Origin of the sequence: Paenibacillus sp. L3-i20 (genome assembly GCF_022180385.2) — a bacterium.
In the GTDB taxonomy this organism is placed as follows: Bacteria; Bacillota; Bacilli; order Paenibacillales; family Paenibacillaceae; genus Pristimantibacillus.
This window is the reverse complement of sequence record NZ_BQME02000001.1, coordinates 1,488,882-1,512,474: the sequence shown is the minus strand read 5'-3', so window position 1 is coordinate 1,512,474 and position 23,593 is coordinate 1,488,882. Positions and strand designations below refer to the sequence as shown.

The following is a 23,593-nucleotide window of genomic DNA, read 5'->3' as shown; positions in this document are numbered from 1 at the left end:
CACGAGAAACCCCGTCGGAATCCGGCAGGACCATCTGCCAAGGCTAAATACTCCCTAGTGACCGATAGTGAAGCAGTACCGTGAGGGAAAGGTGAAAAGCACCGCGGAAGCGGAGTGAAAAAGAACCTGAAACCGTGCGCTTACAAAAAGTCAGAGCCCGTTAAATGGGTGATGGCGTGCCTTTTGTAGAATGAACCGGCGAGTTACGATCCCGTGCAAGGTTAAGGTGGAAAGCCGGAGCCGCAGCGAAAGCGAGTCTGAATAGGGCGAATAAGTACGTGGTCGTAGACCCGAAACCGTGTGATCTACCCCTGTCCAGGGTGAAGGTGCGGTAACACGCACTGGAGGCCCGAACCCACGCATGTTGAAAAATGCGGGGATGAGGTGGGGGTAGCGGAGAAATTCCAATCGAACTCGGAGATAGCTGGTTCTCCCCGAAATAGCTTTAGGGCTAGCCTCGGATATGAGTGTCGTGGAGGTAGAGCACTGATTGGATGCGGGGCCCGCCAAGGGTTACCAAGTCTAGTCAAACTCCGAATGCCATAGACATGCTTACCGGGAGTCAGACAGTGAGTGCTAAGATCCATTGTCAAGAGGGAAACAGCCCAGATCATCAGCTAAGGTCCCCAAGTGTGTGTTAAGTGGGAAAGGATGTGGAGTTGCACAGACAACCAGGATGTTGGCTTAGAAGCAGCCACCATTTAAAGAGTGCGTAATAGCTCACTGGTCGAGTGACTCTGCGCCGAAAATGTAACGGGGCTAAACACACCACCGAAGCTATGACATTGCAGCTTGCTGCATTGGGTAGGGGAGCGTTGAATATACGTTGAAGGTATACCGTGAGGAGTGCTGGAGCGTATTCAAGTGAGAATGCCGGTATGAGTAACGAAAAGACAAGTGAGAATCTTGTCCGCCGAAAGCCTAAGGGTTCCTGAGGAAGGCTCGTCCTCTCAGGGTAAGTCGGGACCTAACGCGAGGCCGAAAGGCGTAGTGGATGGACAACAGGTTGAAATTCCTGTACCACCGAAGATCGTTTGAGCAATGGGGTGACACAGAAGGGCAGTGACGCGGACTGATGGAATAGTCCGTCTAAGCAGTGAGGCTAGTGTGTAGGCAAATCCGCACACTATTAGGCTGGGCTGTGATGGGGAGCGAAAATTATAGTAGCGAAGGTCATGTACTCCGGCTGTCAAGAAAAGCCTCTAGTTAGATCAAGGTGCCCGTACCGCAAACCGACACAGGTAGGCGAGCAGAGCATGCTAAGGCGCGCGGAAGAACTCTCGTTAAGGAACTCGGCAAAATGACCCCGTAACTTCGGGAGAAGGGGTGCCTCGGTAGGGTTAATAGCCCGAGGGGGCCGCAGTGAATAGGCCCAATCGACTGTTTAGCAAAAACACAGGTCTGTGCGAAGCCGTAAGGCGAAGTATACGGGCTGACGCCTGCCCGGTGCTGGAAGGTTAAGGGGAGCGGTTAGGAGCAATCCGAAGCTGTGAACCGAAGCCCCAGTAAACGGCGGCCGTAACTATAACGGTCCTAAGGTAGCGAAATTCCTTGTCAGGTAAATTCTGACCCGCACGAATGGCGTAACGAATTGGGCGCTGTCTCAACGAGAGATCCGGTGAAATTTTAATACCTGTGAAGATGCAGGTTACCCGCGACAAGACGGAAAGACCCCATGGAGCTTTACTGCAGCTTGATATTGGACTTTGGTACGATCTGTACAGGATAGGTGGGAGCCATTGAAGCATGAGCGCCAGCTTGTGTGGAGGCGACGTTGGGATACCACCCTGATCGTATCGGAGTTCTAACCTACTACCGTGAAACCGGTAGAGGGACCGTGTCAGGCGGGCAGTTTGACTGGGGCGGTCGCCTCCTAAAATGTAACGGAGGCGCCCAAAGGTTCCCTCAGAATGGTTGGAAATCATTCGAAGAGTGCAAAGGCATAAGGGAGCTTGACTGCGAGACCTACAAGTCGAGCAGGGACGAAAGTCGGGCTTAGTGATCCGGTGGTACCGAATGGAAGGGCCATCGCTCAACGGATAAAAGCTACCCTGGGGATAACAGGCTTATCTCCCCCAAGAGTCCACATCGACGGGGAGGTTTGGCACCTCGATGTCGGCTCATCGCATCCTGGGGCTGAAGTAGGTCCCAAGGGTTGGGCTGTTCGCCCATTAAAGCGGTACGCGAGCTGGGTTCAGAACGTCGTGAGACAGTTCGGTCCCTATCTGTCGCGGGCGTAGGAAATTTGAGAGGAGCTGTCCTTAGTACGAGAGGACCGGGATGGACGTACCGCTGGTGTACCAGTTGTTCCGCCAGGAGCATAGCTGGGTAGCCAAGTACGGACGGGATAAACGCTGAAAGCATCTAAGCGTGAAGCCCCCCTCAAGATGAGATTTCCCAGTATGTAAGACCCCTTGAAGACGACGAGGTTGATAGGTTCGGGGTGGAAGTGCAGTAATGTACGGAGCTGACGAATACTAATCGGTCGAGGGCTTATCCTAATACGCTTATATAGGTCATACAACTTATAAGCAAACAGCTAAAGTAACTCAAGCTATTCTTTCGTATCCAGTTTTCAGGGCGCAAACACGCTTTGGATGAGATGTTTGCCACGAGCAAATGTCACGTTTGGTGGCGATGGCGAAGGGGAACCACGCGTTCCCATATCGAACACGACCGTTAAGCCCTTCAGCGCCGATGGTACTTGGACCGCAGGGTCCTGGGAGAGTAGGACGTCGCCAAGCACGAATGACCGATCACATTTATATGTGGTCGGTTTTTTGTTGTGATTGGAGACTTTCCTCTCCCACTGGGAGAGTGTCTAAACCTTTGTATCGAAGCCATACAAGGATGTTTGCCCGGCCTTAGTGGAAGGGAAGGTTCAGACGCCGACCGTGATGTAGCTCAAGAAGGTGTTTCATCCGGTGCGGTATGGACGTCGCCAAGCACGAATAAACTACCGCAGATGAATGCGGTAGTTTTTTTGTGCGTTAAAGGACCTCGCATAGGTTTTGTCCTATGCGAGGTCCTTTTGGCGACGTGCCTCTCCCTTACTGGGAGAGTATCTAACCCTTTGATCGATGTAAGGCAGTGAAGCATACTCGGTTTTTAGAGGAAGGGTTAGATGCCGACCGCGATGTTGCTCAAGAAGGTGATTCATCCGGTGCGGAATGGACGTCGCCAAGCACAAATAAGTTAGATATCGACTTAGATTGGGAGCTAGTCTTATAATCTTCCAGTAGCAAATGGATGTAGCCAAGTAATAAAAATTAAACATAAACAATCAATAATTTATGAAATATAAGATCCAACAATCAATCAAGCTTGAATTGCTAAAGATATACTGACAGTTAAACTAGAGTGATCATCTAAAAAAATAATGAATATCAATTCAAACATGAATTATTAAAAATATATTAACTTATCTGTAATTTAAACATCGATTATTATATGTGTACCAGCTTATTGTTGTTTTAACATTTACTACTAAATACGTACTAGTTTATCTTTCGTTTAAAGATGTACTACTGAATATATTTATTCTTCTTTTACTCTTATAACTACTTCTTATGGTCACGCTGTATTGTTATGCACTTCTAACGAGCTAATTGCGATCCAAATAATTACATGATATGGTAATGGGTATATTTATTTTACCGGAGGAGGTTATCTTCTACCGGAAGAAGTGCGCATTGAACGCTTAGGCTTGGATAGATTGAGGAGACGTTTAAATTATCTCAGTTTGCTTTTAATTGAAGCGATCAGTGGAAGAAATTGAGGGAATAAAGGATAATTTTCAGAAAAAGCCAGCAGATCGATGGGGCTGTCATCATTGATAATAAACTTGCAGCTCAAGCAACAGTACTGGATTTGCGAACTTATATTGCTGGAAAGTCTTTTGCAATGGGTGGTGTAGCAGGAGTTGCAACTTGACCGGATATCGGAGGCAAGGTTTAGTTGGTATGTTGTTGGTACATAGCCTTCAAGAGATGAAGGTAAAAGGACAGACATAATCATTCCTACATCCATTCGCATTTGGTTTTTATCGTAAATTTGGTTGGGAAACTTATATCGAATACAAGCAATACAAACTGACAAAGTCACAATTACCGAAAAAACCAACCTTTACTGGAAAAATAGAGCGTAAAACAGCTATACAGAAATTAAATCAGTCTACGATGAATTTGCAAAGGGATACAATGACATGTTAGTTCGTACGGATTTATGGTGGGAACGAAGAATATCGAAGCGTAAACAAGGACAAGTTGCGCTATACTCTGATGCTGCTGGTAAAGGGCAAGGCTATGTCATATACGGAGTGAAGAATAATGAGTTCATTATTCATGAAATGTTTCATTTAAGTGAGGAAGCCAGAGCGGCACTCTGGACTTTTATCGCACAACATAATTCGATGATTGATCACGTTTCTTTAGATGCACCTATCGATGATAGGTTGCCGGATATGCTGCCAGAACCGAGCATTAAACAAGAAATTATTCCTTATTGTATGGCTAGAATAGTTGACATGCAAGCGTTTATACATAATTTTACTTTTCAGGAGAGCTTTTATTCAGATTCCTTCATCCTCGAAGTAAAAGATGAGCATGCATCGTGGAATGATGGTACTTACGAATTAACAATTGAACCATCAGGAATAGGGCGTTTGCTCCAAGTAAATGATATTAATGAAGAAATATCGATTATAAGAGCAGGAATCGGAGCATTAACATCGTTCTTTATTAGTTACCGCACATGCAAGCAATTATCGCATTCTAATCATATTTAGGGTGATTCGAAAGCATTAAATCGCTTACATTGCCGAATACCCGAACGAACTACGTACCTTGCAGACTTTTTCTGAGGATTGATACTGCGAAGGCTTGCCATTACGGGAAAAGTAAGGGATTTATCGACAATTGAGCAACCTTGACAGCCCCTACCCCCTCTGCTAATATTGCAATAATATAAGTCAGAGGCAATGAAAATAAGGGAGGAACATACTCGTGTGGGAATCGAAATTCGCTAAAGAAGGGCTAACGTTCGACGACGTTTTGCTTGTTCCGCGCAAATCAGAAGTGCTACCTAGAGAAGTTAACATCTCAACTAAATTAAGCGAAAATATTAAGCTTAATATTCCGTTGATCAGCGCAGGCATGGACACCGTCACGGAAGCTGCTTTGGCGATTGCAATTGCTCGTGAGGGCGGTATCGGCATTATCCATAAAAACATGTCCATCGCACAACAAGCAGAAGAAGTTGATCGTGTAAAGCGTTCGGAGAGCGGAGTTATTACTAACCCCTTTTCATTGACGCCAAACCATCACGTATATGATGCAGAAGAGCTTATGGGCAAGTACCGCATCTCTGGGGTTCCGATTGTGGACCAGGATAAGAAGCTGGTTGGTATTTTGACAAATCGGGATTTGCGTTTCGTTCACGATTATTCCATTAAGATTAGTGAAGTAATGACTCATGAAAACCTCGTAACGGCGGCTGTAGGCACGACGCTACAGGAAGCGGAAGTTTTACTTCAACAACACAAGATTGAGAAATTGCCACTTGTTGATGAGGCGAATGTACTGAAGGGCTTAATCACGATTAAGGATATTGAGAAGGCTATTCAATTCCCTAATGCAGCTAAAGATACTCAAGGCAGATTGCTTTGCGGAGCTGCTGTAGGTATTTCTAAAGATACGATGGATCGTGCAGAAGCATTAGTTAACTCAGGCATTGATGTATTAGTTGTAGATTCAGCGCATGGTCACCATATCAATATTCTTGAAGCAGTTCGCAAGCTGCGTAATGCATATCCGGAATTAACGATTATTGCGGGTAATGTAGCAACTGGCGAAGCAACAAGAGATCTAATTGAAGCTGGTGCTTCAGTTGTTAAAGTAGGTATCGGTCCAGGTTCTATCTGTACAACTCGTGTCATCGCTGGTATTGGCGTACCACAAATTACAGCTATCTACGATTGTGCAACAGTTGCCAGAGAATACAACATTCCTGTCATCGCTGATGGAGGTATCAAGTACTCCGGTGATATTACAAAAGCGATTGCTTGCGGAGCTAGTGCAATTATGATCGGAAGCCTATTCGCTGGTACATCTGAGAGCCCAGGTGAGACAGAAATTTTCCAAGGTCGTAGCTTTAAAGTATACCGCGGTATGGGATCGTTAGGTGCAATGAAGGAAGGAAGCAAGGATCGTTACTTCCAAGAGAACGAGAACAAGCTAGTTCCAGAAGGTATCGAAGGACGAGTTCCTTACAAAGGACCATTAGCTGATACAGTGCACCAATTACTTGGCGGTTTGCGTTCGGGGATGGGCTATTGCGGTACTTCTTCACTAGAAGAGTTGAAAAATGATACGCAATTTGTTCGTATTACAGGTTCAGGTCTACGTGAAAGTCATCCACATGATGTTCAGATCACGAAAGAAGCGCCAAATTACTCTCTATAATTAGCCGAATTATCGGTATAACAAACAGACAGGGACATGCCACTTAAGGGATGCTCTGTCTGTTTTATTTTGCAAAAGTGCACTATTTGACTTGGAGTGTGTGCATATTGCTATCTCTATGACTTGGAATATGTATATCCTGCAATGTCTGTGACGCCAACTGGCGAAAGAGGTTTAATTGTGGTGTTCTCCTATGTTACAATTATGTTGGAGAAATTGGATGAGAAAATCAATGGGAAAAGAGGGAACGACAGTGAAAGTAATGGGAAGGCCGGTTCGGTTATTGTCGATCATTGCGGCTAGTTTAGCGCTTTGTGTGGCTGTAATGTCACTGGGTGCGACGAATGCATTAGCGGTAGGTTATAACAAAAGACCCAGTACGGAAAATTCACTTGGGTTACAAGTGAAATCAGCGATTTTAATCGAAGCGGAGTCGGGTCAGGTATTATTCGAGGTCAATCCGGATGAGCCTTTGCCGATCGCAAGTATGACGAAGCTGATGACGGAGTATATTGTTCTGAAGGAAATTAAAAGCGGTCGTATGACGTGGGAACAAATGGTCACAGTAAGTCCAGAGGCAGCGAATACGGATCGATCCGAATCGCAAATATATTTGGCTGCAGGCGATCAGCATTCGGTTAAAGATTTATATATAGCTATGGCAGTAGGTTCGGCAAATGATGCTACAAAGGCGCTTGCGTATGCAGTATCTGGAAGCATCGAAGTTTTTGTAGAAAAAATGAATCAAACAGCTGATGAGCTTGGACTGAAAACGGCTGTATTTACTAGTGTGACAGGGTTTGAAAAAACTACGGTTATGTCAGCTGCTGATATGGCGAAGTTGTCACAAATTATTTTGCGAGACTATCCAGAGTTTTTGGAGTTCTCGAAAATTCAGCAATATAAATTCCGTGAGCGTGACAAGCATCCGATGATTAACTTCAATTATATGCTTGGGTCAAATGTAAACCAGGAAGGTCTTAAACACTTAGCTTATGAAGGCGTAGATGGTATGAAGACAGGTTTTATTGAAGAAGCAGGCTATAACTTTACTGGAACAGTTAAGAAAGGTGACATTCGCTATATTAGCGTTGTTATGGATGCAAGCACAAAGAGTACACGTTTCTATGAAACTGCTAAACTTTATAATTATGCTTATTCAACTTTTGAGAAAAAAACTGTCCTTCCTCCAAAATCCGTTGTGAAAACAGTGGAAAAGGTAAAGATAAAAAAAGGTAAAAAGAAGACAATTCCTGTCGTAACAGACAAAGATATTACGTTCATGATTAAGAAGGGCGTAGAGGCTAAGATAGAAATGTCTAGTTTTGAGTTAATTCCGGAGAAAGAGTTAGTTGCTCCTATCGCCGCTGGTCAGAAGGTTGGTACTGTAACGTACAAGTATTCAGATGAAGCTACAGGTAAAGATTTGACGTATACGGTAAACCTAGTTACAGCAGATAAAGCTGAGAAGGCAAGTTGGTTCCGACTGTTTTTCCGTGCAATTGGAGATTTCTTCTCGAACTTATTCAATAGCATTATGGATTTGTTCTAATCCGAGTGGCTTACAAGGAAATATAGGGTTGTCGATTAACCGTCATTCCTGTAAAATCAATGGATAGAACTACTGCGGTATATTATATATTCTTAGGGATAATAAATAGGAGGAAAAGACAGATGGAAACAGGTACTTCGCGCGTAAAACGTGGTATGGCAGAAATGCAAAAAGGCGGCGTTATTATGGACGTAATGAACGCCGAGCAAGCTAAGGTAGCGGAAGCAGCAGGTGCAACAGCAGTTATGGCACTTGAGCGTGTGCCTTCTGATATTCGCGCAGCTGGCGGAGTTGCCCGTATGGCTGATCCAACAATCGTAGAAGAAGTTATGAAGGTTGTATCTATTCCGGTTATGGCAAAAGCTCGTATCGGCCATTTTGTAGAAGCTAAAGTTTTGGAATCTATGGGCGTAGACTACATCGATGAGAGCGAAGTATTGACTCCTGCGGATGAAGTTTTCCATATTAGCAAGCATGATTTCACTATACCGTTTGTATGTGGCGCGAAGGATCTAGGAGAGGCGCTTCGTCGTATTCAAGAAGGCGCAGCAATGCTTCGTACTAAAGGCGAGCCTGGAACAGGCAATATCGTTGAAGCGGTACGCCATCTTCGTCTAATCAATGGTCAAATTCGTAAAATTCAAAACTTGTCGAAGGACGAGCTTTATCATGAAGCGAAGCTTCTAGGTGTTGCCTATGATCTATTGCTTAACGTACATGAAACTGGCAAGCTGCCAGTTGTTAACTTCGCAGCAGGCGGTGTAGCTACTCCTTCTGATGCTGCTCTTATGATGCACCTTGGAGCGGATGGTGTATTCGTTGGTTCTGGTATTTTTAAATCCGACAGCCCTGAGAAGTTTGCTCGTGCTATTGTTGAAGCAACAACTCATTATCAAGATTACAAGCTAATTGCTGAAGTTTCGAAAAACCTTGGTGCGCCGATGAAAGGCATCGAAATTTCGAAGCTAAATGCATCTGAGCGTATGCAAGATCGCGGAATATAAGAATGAAGCAGGAGCCGGTCGAACCAATAGGGGAGGCCGGCCCTTTAAAGGATGGCGAGTAAAACGATGAAAATTGGTGTACTTGCGCTTCAAGGCGCTGTAGCAGAGCATATACGTAGCTTAGAGGCGGCGGGCGCGGAAGCGGTCGCCGTTAAACGAGTTGAACAATTGGACGAGCTGAACGGTCTTGTAATCCCTGGTGGAGAGAGCACGACTATCGGTAAGCTTATGAGGAAATACGGTTTCATGGACGCCATTAGAGCTTTCTCAGCGCAAGGTAAACCTTTGTTCGGCACATGTGCAGGACTTATTGTTCTTGCTAAAGGAATCGAAGGACAAGAGGATACTCATCTTCAGTTAATGGATATGACAGTTGCGCGTAATGCATTCGGTCGTCAACGTGAGAGCTTTGAGACGGATTTGGATGTAAAAGGAATTAATGAGCCTATACGTGCTGTATTCATTCGTGCACCTCTTATCAAATCAGTAGGTGTAAATGTTGATGTTTTATCCACGTATAAGGGTGAGATTGTAACAGCTAGACAAGGAACACTTCTTGCAGCTTCTTATCATCCGGAACTTACAGATGATTACCGTTTACATGCTTATTTCTTAGACATGGTTAAAGAAGCGGCAGCTGCGAAAGCTTAAAGGAAGAAAACAATAAACATAAAACTTATTACTCTCTCCAGAGAGGAGCTTATTCAACGTGTTAGATGTAAAAATATTACGTACAGAATTTGAGAAGGTTGAGCAAGGACTACGTAATCGTGGTGCTTCGCTTGATCTAATTGCCGGTTTCCCAGAGCTTGATCTTAAACGGCGTGAGCTGATTCAAGAAACAGAGACTCTAAAAAGCCGTCGTAACACAGTATCGCAAGAAGTTGCCAAGCTGAAGAAATCAGGCGGAGACGCTGATGCGCTCATTATCGAGATGAGAGAGGTTGGCGACCGTATTAAGGCTTTAGATGACGAGTTGCGTGAGCTTGAAGTTCAGGTAGAGGAATTGACACTTAATATTCCTAACATCCCGAACGAAAGCGTACCAGTAGGTGCATCTGAGGATGATAATGTCGAACTTCGCCGTATTGGAGAAGTTCCGCAATTCGATTACGAGCCGAAAGCCCATTACGATATCGCTCAAGAGCTTGGTATACTCGACTTCGAGCGTGCGGCTAAAGTTACAGGTTCCAGATTCACGTTCTATCGTGGGTTAGGTGCAAGGCTTGAGCGTGCATTGATCAGCTTTATGATGGATCTGCATAGCGATAAGCATGGTTATGAAGAGATTCTTCCGCCATATATCGTTAACCGTGACAGCTTAATTGGTACGGGACAGCTTCCGAAGTTCGAAGAGGACTTATTCAAGCTGAAGGATACGGAGTACTATTTAATTCCGACAGCAGAGGTACCTGTTACTAATCTTCACCGTGAAGAAATTTTGGATAATGCTGAGCTGCCAAAAGGATTTGTCGCGTATAGCGCATGTTTCCGCTCTGAAGCGGGTGCAGCGGGCCGAGATACTCGCGGTCTTATTCGCCAGCATCAGTTCAATAAGGTTGAACTAGTGAAGATTGTGAGACCTGAAGATTCTTATACAGAGCTTGAGAAGCTAACAAACGATGCTGAGAAGGTACTCCAGCTACTTGGTTTGCCCTATCGTGTGCTTACACTTTGTACTGGAGATATGGGCTTCACTTCAGCTAAAACATATGATCTTGAAGTGTGGATTCCAAGCGCTAATACGTATCGTGAAATTTCTTCATGTTCCAACTTTGAAGATTTCCAGGCTCGTCGTGCGGGTATTCGTTTCCGTAGAGAGCAGAAGAGCAAGCCAGAATTCGTGCATACGCTTAATGGCTCGGGTCTTGCAGTTGGTCGTACAGTAGCTGCTATTCTAGAGAATTATCAGCAAGCAGACGGATCTGTCATTATTCCAGAAGTTCTTCGCTCGTATATGGGTGGGGTTAGTGTTATTGCGGCACGTTAAGTCTTGTGCGTTAACACGGAATATCTGATTAACTGCTTTTAAAAATTTTTTTGTATCACAGATCAAAAAAGGCTTGATTATTTGAATTGATCTGTGATACAATAATTTCTGTTATGAAACATTGATGTGGAGAGATACCGAAGCGGTCATAACGGGACGGTCTTGAAAACCGTTAGGGTGCAAGCCCACGTGGGTTCGAGTCCCACTCTCTCCTCCATTTACCTTTAATAAGAACTTAAGCCCGAACGATTATCGTTCGGGCTTTTTATATGTTCAGAAATTTATTGCTTTCTTACAATACTGTAAGTGTTCTGTCACTAAGATAAATGGCTCAAAATCCCCCCCTACCCTATACTGTGGTTAGCAGAAGGAACAATACTACGAAATAAGGGGCGAATATATAATGAATTATAAAAAAGCGATGCTTTTGTGTGCATCAACAGTTATTGCGGGGTCTATTATGGCCGGATGTGGTTTGTTTTCAAAAGCAAATGGTTTTATATTGTACGGTGAACAACAGCAAGTGGATGAGGCGATATTGAAGGAAGCGAACCAACTCAAAGAAAAAGATGCGTATACGATTAAAGTGGCTGAGGATAAGGGCGATAAAATCGTAATATTGGATCATACAACGGCTAATAAGCTGGTGAAAAAAGGACTAATTAAAGAGGTCAGGACAGAAGAAAAGGTAGAAGCGCTTAAAGCATTGCCTTCTGTTGAGAAGGGCAAAGGTATTTTATTTGCTAAACAAACCTTATCAGAAGTTCAAATAGATGGACAGCCAATGGCAGTGGAGTACAAAGGAAACACGATTATTGGTGATGGAAGAAGATACGGTGAGATGTTCTTAATCCTGGAAGATACGGATTGGAAGGACATAAAGGGTGATGAAAAAACGATGGCTATTTTGAAATATAAAAAGGACCCAAGTAAAAGGCTCAAAGGATTAACGGAAACCGAAATTGAAAAGGCACAACTTGTTAAAATAGGTGATTGATCAAACACATGTATAAAAGCAATAATACCTTCACATCTTAACGGTGTGGAGGTGTTTTACTTATGGCTAAATCAGACGAGCTTCGAATAGATCCACAGCAGCTAGCTGAAGCATGGCAACGAACGCTACCGGAAACGTTAAAGGGTGGAGACAGATGCGAGGTGCATCGCGATGAGGTTGATGATAAATCTCTTCGTGTAACGATTTTTGCGGCGGGACATCAAATGTATGAAGTTGATTTTAAGGTGACGTATGTAGACAGCCGTGAGGTGAAGGTGGAACTCATTGATGTTGAGAAGGATAATGTGGCTGTTGATGAGAGAACGGATATTATTCAGCAATTGATTCACGATTATAAGAGACATTTGCATGAATGCGCACAGGTATTGCAGCAATTGACTCATGCTTAAGGAGTGGATGGACGATGACGAAGGCCAAAGGTACTGCGGACAAAAACTTATCTAATGTCGTAGAAGCATTGGAAACGGAGCCTGTTAACAGCCATCAGGCACAGCAACTTCAACAGGACAAAAACGATCGTCGTCATCAGGACTCTATAAACTTCGATCAACCAGCGGATCTGGAACATCAACACTGACGACTATAGCTTGTTTGAATAAAGTATATTATCAATGCTGTAGAGGAGGTTGTGATAATGGGTAAACCAAAAAATGTGCCTGTGCCAGATAGCGTTCCTCATAATCAGAAGAGCAGGCAAAATAATTCTGGTGGACAACAGGAGCCTTTGTCTGGTTCGAAAAAAACAAAAAATCATAATCATGTGGATCATCATAATCCCCAGGGCTAATGATTGGTTCGATAGGTCCCGTCTCAGCTTAATGAGGCGGGATTTTTTGCTACGAGCTTCTAATGACACTATATTTAGTATAGACTGGAGATGCCGACAAAAAGAATAGTAAAGGAGACATTTTATGAAGCGAATATCGCGTTATGTCCTTATTGTTACGATGATAATGGTAGTCGTTATTTCCGGCTGTAGTTCAAAAACCCCTCCAAAAGCGGCGCTTCAAGCTGCAATCTTGAAAACGACGGGAGCCGAATCCTATAAGCTTTCAATGACGGTACAAATAGACGAGTTAGATATTCCTGTTGCGACATCGGTAAATAATTTTCCTATAGGAAGCTTTGCAGGGGTACTAAAAGATGCGACGATTAAAATAGATGCAATCTATTCGAAGAAGTCAGTTCGTACCGATATGAATGTAGAAGTAGTATTGCCGGGTATGATGGATATGAAGATTGCTTTCCCGATGATAATGAAGGATAAGTTATTGTATATCAAATTACCAGAAATTCCTCTGATACAGCTTCCTGAATCGGTCGTAGGTAAATATATTGTCATTGATGCTGACAAGTTAGCGGCTAAGCAAGGCACAAAGACCGGGATTTCTGTGGCAGAGCAGCAAAAACTTATACAAGAACTGTCAGAGGCATCTTTGAAACATTTTGACGAGGAAAAGTACTTTAATAATGTTAAGGTTGCAGATGCCGGTTTACCTGAGGGTGTCAAGGTGGATCAGGTCGTTAAGTTTGTGATTGACGAAGGCAATTATGCGGGAACTGCAGAGCTATTAGCAAATAAAGTATTGCCAGAGCTGCTGGACGTTGTGCTTTCTAATGAGACAGCACAGAGGGCTCTTCAAGTGGATAAGGCGAAGCTTGAGAAGCTGAGAGCGGATTGGGATACGAATAAAACAGAACTTCTAAATGTACTTCAAAATGATTTTAAAATACATGTTCTTGAGCTTATGGGAGCTATCAAGGATAAATATCTCGTCCATCAGAATGGGAAAATAAATGTGGAGGCAACAAATAAAGAAAGTGGATTAACGAAGAAGATAGGGTTCACATTCGCAGGACAATATTCTGAAATCGATAAGGATTTAACGTTCAATCAAGAAATTCCTACAGATGCATTACCTTGGGACCAGGTCAAACAACTACTCGCAGCACCATCAGCACTATAAAATTAAAAGAAAAATAACCCCGTGAAATCAGTATAGGCACTGATTGGCGGGGTTATTTGTTTCTAAGTCTTATTTAACAAAACGAATGGTAAGCGGATATTGATATACGATACCTTCAGTAGCCTTCATGGAAGCAATAATGACCATAACTAGCCAGAAGATAAGGACAATAATGATTAATATAAAACCGATAAAGACGAGCATAAGAGCGCTTGATACGATGGAATAGATCAAAATACTGATCTGGAGGTTCAATGATTCTTTCCCGTTAAAGAAGACAAAAGAGGACTGATCCTTTTTTATTAGCCACATGATGAGCGGGTCGAGAACTGAACCTAACGGGATAATAAATGTAGAGAGTGTGAGTAAGTGGTAAAGCATACCGTATGTTCTTTCTTATTTTGGTGGTCCATATGAATGGTTCAACTGACACATCTCCTTCTTATGATGAATTAGCAATTAATTTTTCTCTCTGATTTTGCATAGTACGCTGAGTTTTGTAAAAGATAATACTCCAAACAAGCAATTGACGTTATTTCAGTACTTGTTTAAAAGTGGGAATTATTTTATACTAATACATAGATATTCGATGTATAGTTTATCGATGTATGAGGAGGAATAAATGAATGAAAATTAATAAGGAGCTTATGAAGGGCAGTACGGTCATTCTCATTTTGACATTACTTAGCCGTAAAGATATGTACGGGTATGAAATGACGAAAGAAATCGAACGTGGCTCAGACGGTGTGTTTACTTTTAAGGAGGGTACATTATATCCGATTTTACATACGCTTGAAGTTGAACGTGTAGTGGAGGCTTATTGGAATGAGGAGGGTGGACGCAAGCGTAAATACTATAAGTTGACCGAGGACGGGCGTTTACAGCTAACAGATAAGCAAAGAGAGTGGACGTTGTTCCGTTCGACGGTGGACCGAGTTATCGGGGAGGGTAGCTTATGAGTAATAAACTAAGGGGCTTTGATGAGCATCCGCTAATTGTTCAATATTTGGAGCGGGTTTGTGGACAAGTGAAGGCCAGAGATGTGCATGAGGACATACGACTTGAATTATTGGCTCATTTAGAGGATCTTGCTGAGGAACGGAGTATCGAGGGTGTCGAGTCGCAAGATGTAATCGTATCAGATGTTCTGAAGCAGATGGGTGATCCTGAGCAAGTGGGCAAAGGATTCCATGCTGTGCATAAACCGAAGCCAGAATGGAGCGTTATTGCGCTTATAGCGGGTATGATTTGTATTGCACTGGTCTCAATATTTTCTCTACACTCAGCATCCTCAGGGATGGTATCAATTGAACATAAGCTGATATTCGGATTTTTAGGCATTGTAGCCATGACCGTCATGTATTTTGTCGATTATCGTAAGCTTCTTCGTTTCTCTTGGTTATTATATGGAGGGACAGTTCTGCTAATAATAGTAGCTTTATTGCAGGAAGTACAAGTTAATGGTTCGGATCAGTGGATTAGGTTGGGACCGTTTTTCCTTAATGTATTTGCGGCTTCGCCGTACTTATTTCTCATTTCTATTGCAGGGATATTGCAGATCCAGAGTAAGAAACTACAGGGAAGTGGAACGGGTAAGCGGGTTTTAACATTTATGAGTAACATTTTTTTATTTATAATGTTGCCGACATGTCTCTATTTCATAGCGCCAGCGTTAGAATATTTTACAACTTATTGTATGGGATTAGCAGTGTTGTTGTTTATAGAAGGGAAGATAAAATTACTGTTCTCTATTACCGGATCTGCTGTAAGCATTGTAGGTTTTTTCATTTGGAATAGCAGTCTTACTGATGGCTACTTACAGAATATACTATGGGATAGACTTACGGGATTCCTACAATCTAATACGAATGCAAGTTACATGACTGATCGTTCCCTAGAGGCCATTCAGTGGGGAGGTTTATGGGGACAAGGGTTCGGTGTTATTAACAAGAAAATTCCGTATTTTTTTGGAGAAATGCAATTCACTTATTTGGTATACAGTATGGGGTGGATATTTGGTATCGTTATTGTTATAGCAGCTATTGTTTTTATTGCAAGAGTTATTCGGATGGGTTATATGCTTAATGATAGATACGCTAAAGCGTTAGTTGTTGGTATATCTACAGTTTTAGGGACACAGCTACTATGGAATATATGTATGTGCCTTGGCTTATTGCCAATAGGAGGTTTCAATCTCCCGATTATGAATTGGACTTCTTTAACAATCATTGAGTTAGCAGCAGTAGGACTCATGTTAAGTGCTTATCGTAGGAAAGATATGTGGAGACCCAATACATATATGAACTTAGCTACCAAAGTGGAGTAGTATAGGTTTACGATATAAGGATGGATGAATAGAACCCCAATAATGGACTAGAGAATAAAAGGACAGACAAATAAGAACCGCACATCTGTGTGGTTCTTTGTCATTTTCTATAGTTGGCGCGCCGCGGCGGGATTTGAACCCACGACCCACCGTTTAGGAAACGGTTGCTCTATCCAGCTGAGCTACGGGCGCACGACATTGTTTATTCTAGCATTGAGTGAAGGATGGTGCAACTGGTGTACGGTATAGTAGCTTTTCAAAGTGATAGTTGCTTCATCCTCTCTTTATATAAAATAAAAAGATATATTCTAAAAATCAGGTCTAAATACTTATGAAATTAAGAGTATTAGGATGAATCCAGCAACAAATTTGTAAAAAATATGTCGTTTAATTAGGCATTATGTATTATAATGTTGCATGTAATATTTTACTCTAGTGAATAACGTGGGTATTTAGGATTACATAGGTTAGATTTCCAGAGAATAGTTTGCGAATCGACAAAGGATACATTCGTGGATTGTATTGCGATTTGTGAGATCAACAAAATTGGTTACCAATGGAGTAGGCGGCATGTAGTAGCACTAACAGAAGAAAACGGAGGGATTATGAGTGTTTGAGATTATGAAAGTTAGCAAGTCGAAAAGATGGATAAGCTTGATTCTCGTTGCAGCAATGACATTCACCTTGCTCAGTACAGTAGGTGCTGCAGCAAAATCAACAAGTGACATTGATGGTCATTGGGCAGCAGACAGCCTTCGCACATGGGTAGATAAAGGTCTGCTAAAAGGATATGAGGATGGGTCTTATAAACCTAATCGTCATGTAACTAGGGCAGAATTTGTTGCGCTTATTAATCGTTCTTTTGAATTGAAAGAGAAGGCGGATCTTACATTTAAAGATGTGGAAAGTAAAAGCTGGGTTTATGAGCAAGTTTCTATTGCTGTAAAAGCTGGCTATGTGGGCGGACTTTCTGACGAGTTATTCCATCCTAATAGCATTATTACACGTGAAGATGCGGCAAGCATGGTATCTAATTTGCTTGAGCTAGAGTCAACATCGGTACAAAATATTCAAAACTTTAAAGATGCAGTTTCAATTTCGAAATCTAATGAAGAGGCAATAGCAGCACTTGTTCAAGAGAAAATTATGAATGGATTACCTGATGGATCATTTAATCCACAGGGTGGTCTGTCTAGAGCACAGAGTGTAACGTTGCTGGATGCTGCTCTAGCATATGAAGCTCCTGTCAAAACTTATAGTAATGCTGGCGTTTATGGTCCTGAGAAGGGTAACCAAGTCATTAGAGGTAACGTCGTTATTTCTGCACCGGGTGTAACACTCCAAAACGTTACTATTAAAGGTGATGTTACTTTGACGGCTTCGGTTGGCGAAGGTGATGTTCACTTCAAAAAAGTGAAAATCGAGGGTACAACAACTATTCAGGGTGGAGGACCAAACTCCATTCATTTTGAAGATTCAGTTGTAGTAAGTATGCTTATTGAAAAGAGCACTGGTACGGTAAGGGTTGTCGTTGCGGGAGCTTCTGCAATAGAATATGTACTTGTAAATTCTCCAGTAAAGCTAGAAGAATCATTTGTTACTGATACTGGTATCACAAATGTAGACATAACAAAACAATTGCCGATCGGGTCACAAGTTGAATTGCTCGGTCATTTTGAAAGTGTAAACGTTATGTCCTCTAAAGTAAAAGTGAATATCCCGACGGGATCAGTTGAGTCATTGAACGTTCAGTCTAATGGATCAGATAACCAAATTAATGTAAGCAAAGAAGCAGTTATTCGTAAACTGGTTCTTGATGCTGTTACAGGGTTGTTGGGTGGAGGTAAGATTGAAAGTGCCGTTATAAATAAAAATGCTACTGGTTCGAAATTTGAATCCAAACCAGAAAAAACGGATGGTGTAGGCGCTGTTACACCAACACCAACGCCAGTTACAAATTCTAATTCAGGTACAGGGCCGGTGACAACACCAGCGCCAACACCAGTGCCAACACCAGCGCCAACACCAGCGCCAACACCAGCGCCAACACCAGCACCAACACAAGAACCGACACCAAAACCAACACAAGAACCAACACAAGAACCAACACAAGAACCAACACAAGAACCAACACAAGAACCGACACCAAAACCAACACCAGAACCGACGCCAGTGCCAACACCAGCGCCGACACTTGTGCCAACACCAGCGCCAACACAAGAACCGACACCAAAACCAACACCAGAACCGACGCCAGTGCCGACACCTGTGCCAACACCAGAACCAACGCCAGCGCCATGTTCAATTGATGCATGTAAGGAAGCCAATATTGAAAGTTTATCTTTTGGTGATTTCGAGCTTCAACAGTTGGATGGAATGGATAATCGCACAGACAAAATCGGTTTTGATTCTAATATCTTTAAGTATAGTACGAAAAACACGTTAGAGGGACCGACCACAATTCCATTTAATGTGAAGAAATCCCCTCTTTCGAAGATCAATTATTTTGTAGATGTAAATGATGCTACAAGTAAGAAATTCACTTATTACGGAGATTATAAAGATGATACGCTCAACATTGATGTTAAGCCAGGCCAGGATGTACGCGTAAGTATTAGCATTACAAGCGGAGATGGGAGCAGGTCGAAATATTATACAGTTGTCTTACAAAAACCAAGAACTATTCAAGAAGGTTTTAAGATTCTAAAAAGTGATTATTATCGCATGGACAAAAAATGGCATCGCAGCTTATCATTATATGGTGGTTCCGTGAATGGTGAAAGAGTGCAGTATACGGATGTCATTCAAGTATTTAAACTAGGTAATCTAAGCACACCTTTAGGTACGCAAATTGGTATAAGTGTTCATATGCAAGAGGAAGATTTTGAAGCGGATAAAGGTTCATTTTATATTAAAGTATTAAGAGATGGTCTCGTATTTGCAGAAGGGGAGTACAAATACGATCTTTCACCAATTCATCTCATAACAGAAGATGTTGGTATTAGAGTAGCTCCATTAACCAAACAAGAGTTGTTAGAGGCATTTACTCAAAATCCATGGTACTCAGATCCATTTAGAAGCGGTACTCGTACTTATATGAACGTGTCTAAGTTAAAAGCAAAGTTTCCTACTGTTAAATATTACTCAACATCTTCAGAAGATCTGTATACACCACGTGGTGAATATCAATCTTCTTTACTCACAGATCAAGTTAAAATAGATATCGTTCCTTTAGGATTTTCATCCACAACCTTAAGTACTGTATCTGAGATAGTTTACCCTGATGGAGAACATGTAATATTGACAAGTTATCATCCATTTAGCACACATGAGAGTCAACCAAAAACCGTACATGACAAAGTTGATTATATCGTTTTGTACGATGAGCAATTAAAAGTAATCGGTTATGTGTTTGTACCAGTCGTATTCGACGAGGCTCACGTGGCTGACGGATATACCCCTACTAACAACTGGAAAGCTAAACCTTAAGTAAGATGAAAAAAGAGCTGATCCCCAAGGAATCAGCTCTTTTTCTTATCAAAGACTTCTTTAGAATCCCGTCCCGACAGCTCTATGGATCTTTCCACCAGCACTTGCATAGCGTCTACACTGCATTCAGCGGTAGCTGGGCTTAGCTTGATGCAAGATAGCTCAGTGCAGGCAAGAATGACACACTGACAGCCGTGATCGGTCACAAGCTCCTCAATGAGTGCTTCGAGCTCGTCCGGCGAGAAGTCCATCTGTCCTTTTACGTTGGTGTAGATGATCTTCATGACTTTCGCTTGCACTTCCGCGTCAGGAACATACATCTCCATACCGTATTGCTCGCATACTTTGGAGTAGACGCCCGTTTTGATTGTTCCACTCGTTGCCAAAATGCCAATACGGCTATTGGAGCCATATTTTTTATAGATGATCTGTAGTGTCTCGTCTACCATATTAATAATAGGAATGCTCGTCATCTGCTGCATATCCTCGTAGAAATAATGCGATGTATTGCAGGGAATCGCAATATTGGCGACACCTGCATACTCAAGCAGCTTAAAGTCCTTCGCTACCGCTTCAAGGAATAGCTCGCCTGTACCTTCAAGAATGACAGTTGTGCGATCAGGAATCGTTGCATGGTTCAGGATGACCATATCGATATGGTCCTGATCACGCTCTGCGATCGTATTTTCGATAACTTTGTCGAAGAATACAGCAGTTGCCTTGGGGCCCATTCCCCCTATTACACCTAAGCTCTTATGCGCCATCATTCAACCTACTTTGAATAAGAATAGTTTTTTCTACTACAGCTAGCTTCACTTAAGATTAGCCAGATACGATTAAAGCGTGGCTGCCCATTTCAGTATAGCTGTTGAAGAATATGTCTGAGTTGTAAGTTACTTGACCTTTTAATGGATTCATGACATGCACGGTGTTGCTCTCAGCATCATAGCCATTTAATACGACGACATGAAGATTTGTTGGAGCAGTGAATAGTTCTCCAGTATCGTTAAAGTACCATGAATAGTTTAACTTAGGCGGCGACATATCAAGTGTCGTCCATGTCACAACGGGAATCCCTTTGTCTAGTTTCTGCAAAATATCATTTCGCGAGCTTCCGCTAATATCTTCCGTGGAGAGAACTCCGCCAAAGGCACTCAAGTATTTGTCAGCAGCTGCTACAATCGGCGGTGCATAGCTGAAGAAGCCGCCTGGCTGCTTTCTTGGATCACCTGCGTAGGCTTTATAAGGATCGGGACCGAATAACTTGCCGTCTTTTCTCGTCCACGCCTCTTTCGGAAGATAGTTGTCGGCCATGTCCAGCTTATCAGCTTCGTAACCGTAATAATTGAGTACAGCTGTTAGTGACGTAATTTCACAACCATTGGGTAGCTCAGGCTTTTGCATTAGAGTTGCTACATCCATATAAACACTCTTAATGTCGATCTGTCCATCGGCTGTACGTGAAACCTCTTTAATATGACTTAACAGCTTATTTTTTGTAGGCACTGCTTGATTCGGAGCCGAAATTTCAATTTTCGTGACCGCATCTATTGGTTCATAAGCGTCATCAACCTTCACCTGCTTAACAGTATAGGTTGTTCCATAATTCAGTAGTTGAGATGAAGCTTTACCCGTTGCATCTGTACGGACTGTTTCTATAATAGCCGATGTCATCTCTTCGATGATAGCGAATTCGGTATTAGCAATAGGCAAGCCCGTTGTAGCATCTACGCTCGTAATCGTCATATTACCTTGCTTAACTGCAGGCTTCTCAGATTCTTTAACAACACCTTCATCTGTCGTGATGCCTGTCAGCGGAAGATCGACTGCTTGATCTTGATTAGCGAACTGTGTGTAGATGATAACAACTGCAATAATTAGAATTAATGCAATTAGAAGTTGAATACCTTGTTTTCTTTTTTGCTTCTTTTTTTGTATCTCCATTATTCAAAAAACCTCTTATACCATACTAGGAAAACATACACCGTCCAAATATACCGGGCATAGTTAGCTTTCCCGTCATAATGCGCGTCGAGATATTTCATCAATTGTTCGGTATGAAAAAACTGTCCTGCCGCCTCCGACTGGAATTGTTCTTTCACGAGTGCATAGTACTTTTTCTCCTTCAGCCAGTGCCTAATCGGGACAGGGAAGCCTACTTTCTCGCGATTAGCCCATGCATCGGGGAGCACTTCCTTAGCAGCAGTACGCAAAGCGAACTTTGTATTACTTGGATGAATACGTAAACTCGTAGGCACCTGACCTGCAAGCTCCATAACCTTTTTGTCTAGGAACGGAACGCGTAGCTCAATGGAATGCGCCAAGCTCATCTTATCTGCCTTAAGCAAAATATCACCAGGAAGCCATAACTTCATATCGAGATATTGCATCTTAGTTACGTCATCTTTGCCTTGGATGTTGGTATAAACCTTTTGTGTAATGCTTTGCACAGATGGTCCTTGCTTATAATCATCCTTCAGAACAGCAAGCGCATCTGCTTCTTCAAATACTTTTGCTTGTCCAATAAAGCGCTCCTCAACCTTCTGTCCACCCTTAACTAGGAAGGAAGTGATACGATTGCGTGGCAGTCCCTTGGCAAGAGTAGATAATGGTCTTCTAAGCCCGTAAGGCAAGCTCTTGTATTTATTCATTGCAGGCGTCGTTTCGTACCATGCATATCCGCCGAATATTTCGTCTGCACCTTCACCGGACAATACAACGGTCACATGTTTACTAGCAAGCTCAGCTAGAAAATAGAGCGGTACGGAGGACGGATTCGATTGCGGCTCATCCATATGATACTGGATCGTTGGCAGGATATTGAAGCATTCCTCTGCACTAATCATTTTCCGGTGATTCTCGATATTCAAAATATCTGATAATTCCTTGGCGAGATTTGTTTCATTGAACATGCCTTCGTGATCCTGAAATCCGACGGAAAATGTTTTGCTTGGTTTAAGGAGTGCAGTAATGTAGCTGGAGTCGATTCCTCCGGACAAGAAGGAGCCTACCTTTACATCACTAATTTTGTGATACTCGACGGATTCTCGTACGGAATCTTTGATCCGCTCCACATAATGCTCAAGCGAGCCGTCCTTCTCATTAAAATCCGCATCCCAATATTGCGTTGTTTCGAGCTTTCCGTCCTTATACAACATATAGTCACCAGGTCTTAGCTTAAAGACGCCTTTAAAAAATGTTTCGTCCAAGACAGAGTACTGAAACGTCAAATAGGGCTTAAGCGCATCCTTGTTCAGCTCTTTACGGAAAGCTGGATGCTTCAGAAACGATTTAATTTCCGATCCAAATAGGAGGGAGCCGTCTGTCGTGTTCTGCGTGTAGTACAAGGGCTTTATGCCAAAGTGATCTCTTGCTAAAAATAGACTGCGACGCTTCGTATCCCAGATAGTGAAGGCAAACATACCCCTCAATTTCTGTACGATGTCGACTCCGTATTGCTCGTAACCATGCAGAATAACTTCACTATCTGTATGGCTGGTGAAAATATGCCCTTGATCCAGTAGTTCTTGCCGTAGTTCGCGATAGTTGTAGATTTCTCCGTTAAAAATAAGAATGCAGCTCTTATCCTCATTATACATGGGTTGGCTGCCTTCTTGGGAGAGGTCAATAATTGTCAATCGTCTGAAACCGAATGTGACATCATCATCAGAGAAGATGCCGCCGCTATCAGGTCCCCTATGGATAATGGTATCCATCATCGCTTGAATAATTTGTTGTTTGTCGATAGGGATATGACTATTTGCAAATCCTACGAAACCGCACATA

The 23,593-nt window shown here is 42.6% G+C and carries 18 protein-coding genes, 2 tRNA genes, 2 rRNA genes and 1 pseudogene (1 of these 23 running past the window's edge); 18 read left to right on the top strand and 5 right to left on the bottom strand.

The features are described from left to right. The 15 genes from MFF31_RS07245 to MFF31_RS07175 all read left to right on the top strand — a co-directional run. Positions 1-2,501, top strand: a 23S ribosomal RNA gene (locus tag MFF31_RS07245); it begins 430 nt to the left of the window's first position. Positions 2,502-2,627: 126 nt separating this feature from the next. Further along, positions 2,628-2,744, top strand: a 5S ribosomal RNA gene (gene rrf / locus MFF31_RS07240). Positions 2,745-3,090: 346 nt separating this feature from the next. Next, positions 3,091-3,231: a hypothetical protein gene (locus tag MFF31_RS07235; RefSeq protein WP_238187383.1), complete on the top strand. Its 141-nt coding sequence runs from the start codon at positions 3,091-3,093 to the stop codon at positions 3,229-3,231. A 973-nt stretch (positions 3,232-4,204) separates the two neighbouring features. After that, the gene (locus MFF31_RS07230; protein WP_238187382.1) at positions 4,205-4,786 is read left to right on the top strand and encodes a GNAT family N-acetyltransferase; all 582 of its coding nucleotides are present in this window, start codon (positions 4,205-4,207) and stop codon (positions 4,784-4,786) included. 217 nt (positions 4,787-5,003) lie between these two features. Next, positions 5,004-6,461, top strand: a complete 1,458-nt coding sequence (gene guaB / locus MFF31_RS07225) for an IMP dehydrogenase (protein WP_238187381.1) — start codon at positions 5,004-5,006, stop codon at positions 6,459-6,461. 220 nt (positions 6,462-6,681) lie between these two features. Further along, entirely contained in the window at positions 6,682-8,013 is a 1,332-nt protein-coding gene (locus MFF31_RS07220; RefSeq protein ID WP_238187380.1) for a D-alanyl-D-alanine carboxypeptidase family protein, read from the top strand. A 122-nt stretch (positions 8,014-8,135) separates the two neighbouring features. Then, entirely contained in the window at positions 8,136-9,017 is an 882-nt protein-coding gene (pdxS, locus tag MFF31_RS07215) for a pyridoxal 5'-phosphate synthase lyase subunit PdxS (protein WP_238187379.1), read from the top strand. A gap of 66 nt (positions 9,018-9,083) precedes the next feature. After that, entirely contained in the window at positions 9,084-9,668 is a 585-nt protein-coding gene (pdxT, locus tag MFF31_RS07210; RefSeq protein WP_238187378.1) for a pyridoxal 5'-phosphate synthase glutaminase subunit PdxT, read from the top strand. 58 nt (positions 9,669-9,726) lie between these two features. Then, positions 9,727-11,007 carry a serine--tRNA ligase gene (gene serS / locus MFF31_RS07205; RefSeq protein WP_238187377.1) on the top strand — a complete coding sequence of 427 codons (1,281 nt, stop codon included), beginning with the start codon at positions 9,727-9,729 and terminating at the stop codon, positions 11,005-11,007. 128 nt (positions 11,008-11,135) lie between these two features. Next, a tRNA-Ser gene (locus MFF31_RS07200) sits at positions 11,136-11,224 on the top strand. 186 nt (positions 11,225-11,410) lie between these two features. Continuing rightward, positions 11,411-12,004: a lipoprotein BA_5634 family protein gene (locus tag MFF31_RS07195; protein ID WP_238187376.1), complete on the top strand. Its 594-nt coding sequence runs from the start codon at positions 11,411-11,413 to the stop codon at positions 12,002-12,004. 62 nt (positions 12,005-12,066) lie between these two features. After that, complete coding sequence (locus MFF31_RS07190) at positions 12,067-12,414, top strand: hypothetical protein (RefSeq protein ID WP_238187375.1); 348 nt, start codon at positions 12,067-12,069, stop codon at positions 12,412-12,414. 14 nt (positions 12,415-12,428) lie between these two features. Next, on the top strand, positions 12,429-12,602 hold the full coding sequence (locus tag MFF31_RS07185; RefSeq protein WP_238187374.1) for a hypothetical protein: 174 nt from the start codon (positions 12,429-12,431) through the stop codon (positions 12,600-12,602). 57 nt (positions 12,603-12,659) lie between these two features. Beyond that, on the top strand, positions 12,660-12,812 hold the full coding sequence (locus tag MFF31_RS07180) for a small acid-soluble spore protein P (protein ID WP_238187373.1): 153 nt from the start codon (positions 12,660-12,662) through the stop codon (positions 12,810-12,812). 124 nt (positions 12,813-12,936) lie between these two features. Then, positions 12,937-13,992 carry a hypothetical protein gene (locus tag MFF31_RS07175; protein ID WP_238187372.1) on the top strand — a complete coding sequence of 352 codons (1,056 nt, stop codon included), beginning with the start codon at positions 12,937-12,939 and terminating at the stop codon, positions 13,990-13,992. A gap of 69 nt (positions 13,993-14,061) precedes the next feature. Here the strand turns inward: MFF31_RS07175 and MFF31_RS07170 are convergent. After that, a pseudogene (locus MFF31_RS07170) lies at positions 14,062-14,376 on the bottom strand (DUF4870 domain-containing protein); the annotation flags it as partial. Positions 14,377-14,618: 242 nt separating this feature from the next. Here MFF31_RS07170 and MFF31_RS07165 point away from each other — a divergent pair. After that, a complete protein-coding gene (locus tag MFF31_RS07165) occupies positions 14,619-14,951 on the top strand; it encodes a PadR family transcriptional regulator (protein ID WP_238187370.1) in 333 nt (110 codons plus the stop codon). Beyond that, on the top strand, positions 14,948-16,318 hold the full coding sequence (locus tag MFF31_RS07160; RefSeq protein ID WP_238187369.1) for an FtsW/RodA/SpoVE family cell cycle protein: 1,371 nt from the start codon (positions 14,948-14,950) through the stop codon (positions 16,316-16,318). The genes MFF31_RS07165 and MFF31_RS07160 overlap by 4 nt, the downstream gene beginning before the upstream one ends. 114 nt (positions 16,319-16,432) lie before the next feature. On the opposite strand, the gene MFF31_RS07155 is transcribed toward MFF31_RS07160, so the two are convergent. After that, positions 16,433-16,510 (bottom strand) — tRNA-Arg (locus MFF31_RS07155). A 417-nt stretch (positions 16,511-16,927) separates the two neighbouring features. Between MFF31_RS07155 and MFF31_RS07150 the strand changes: the two genes are divergently transcribed. Continuing rightward, a complete protein-coding gene (locus MFF31_RS07150; protein WP_238187368.1) occupies positions 16,928-19,807 on the top strand; it encodes an S-layer homology domain-containing protein in 2,880 nt (959 codons plus the stop codon). Positions 19,808-19,839: 32 nt separating this feature from the next. Here the strand turns inward: MFF31_RS07150 and cuyB are convergent, their stop codons facing one another. From cuyB to asnB, 3 genes are read right to left on the bottom strand one after another with little or no spacing between them, the layout of a single operon-like run. Then, positions 19,840-20,571: a cysteate racemase gene (gene cuyB, locus MFF31_RS07145; RefSeq protein ID WP_282570466.1), complete on the bottom strand. Its 732-nt coding sequence runs from the start codon at positions 20,569-20,571 to the stop codon at positions 19,840-19,842. Positions 20,572-20,629: 58 nt separating this feature from the next. Next, on the bottom strand, positions 20,630-21,751 hold the full coding sequence (locus tag MFF31_RS07140; RefSeq protein WP_238187366.1) for a C39 family peptidase: 1,122 nt from the start codon (positions 21,749-21,751) through the stop codon (positions 20,630-20,632). Next, complete coding sequence (gene asnB, locus MFF31_RS07135; RefSeq protein WP_238187365.1) at positions 21,751-23,592, bottom strand: asparagine synthase (glutamine-hydrolyzing); 1,842 nt, start codon at positions 23,590-23,592, stop codon at positions 21,751-21,753. The genes MFF31_RS07140 and asnB overlap by 1 nt, the downstream gene beginning before the upstream one ends. Position 23,593 lies beyond the last annotated feature (1 nt).

Excerpts from the sequence above, each read along its gene's own strand:
- MFF31_RS07230 (WP_238187382.1), top strand. The coding sequence starts at position 4,205 with ATGTTAGTTCGTACGGATTTATGGTGGGAACGAAGAATATCGAAGCGT.
- MFF31_RS07220 (WP_238187380.1), top strand. The coding sequence starts at position 6,682 with ATGAGAAAATCAATGGGAAAAGAGGGAACGACAGTGAAAGTAATGGGA.
- pdxS (WP_238187379.1), top strand. The coding sequence starts at position 8,136 with ATGGAAACAGGTACTTCGCGCGTAAAACGTGGTATGGCAGAAATGCAA.
- pdxT (WP_238187378.1), top strand. The coding sequence starts at position 9,084 with ATGAAAATTGGTGTACTTGCGCTTCAAGGCGCTGTAGCAGAGCATATA.
- MFF31_RS07195 (WP_238187376.1), top strand. The coding sequence starts at position 11,411 with ATGAATTATAAAAAAGCGATGCTTTTGTGTGCATCAACAGTTATTGCG.
- MFF31_RS07190 (WP_238187375.1), top strand. The coding sequence starts at position 12,067 with ATGGCTAAATCAGACGAGCTTCGAATAGATCCACAGCAGCTAGCTGAA.
- MFF31_RS07185 (WP_238187374.1), top strand. The coding sequence starts at position 12,429 with ATGACGAAGGCCAAAGGTACTGCGGACAAAAACTTATCTAATGTCGTA.
- MFF31_RS07180 (WP_238187373.1), top strand. The coding sequence starts at position 12,660 with ATGGGTAAACCAAAAAATGTGCCTGTGCCAGATAGCGTTCCTCATAAT.
- MFF31_RS07175 (WP_238187372.1), top strand. The coding sequence starts at position 12,937 with ATGAAGCGAATATCGCGTTATGTCCTTATTGTTACGATGATAATGGTA.
- MFF31_RS07165 (WP_238187370.1), top strand. The coding sequence starts at position 14,619 with ATGAAAATTAATAAGGAGCTTATGAAGGGCAGTACGGTCATTCTCATT.
- MFF31_RS07160 (WP_238187369.1), top strand. The coding sequence starts at position 14,948 with ATGAGTAATAAACTAAGGGGCTTTGATGAGCATCCGCTAATTGTTCAA.
- cuyB (WP_282570466.1), bottom strand. The coding sequence starts at position 20,571 with ATGGCGCATAAGAGCTTAGGTGTAATAGGGGGAATGGGCCCCAAGGCA.
- MFF31_RS07140 (WP_238187366.1), bottom strand. The coding sequence starts at position 21,751 with ATGGAGATACAAAAAAAGAAGCAAAAAAGAAAACAAGGTATTCAACTT.
- asnB (WP_238187365.1), bottom strand. The coding sequence starts at position 23,592 with ATGTGCGGTTTCGTAGGATTTGCAAATAGTCATATCCCTATCGACAAA.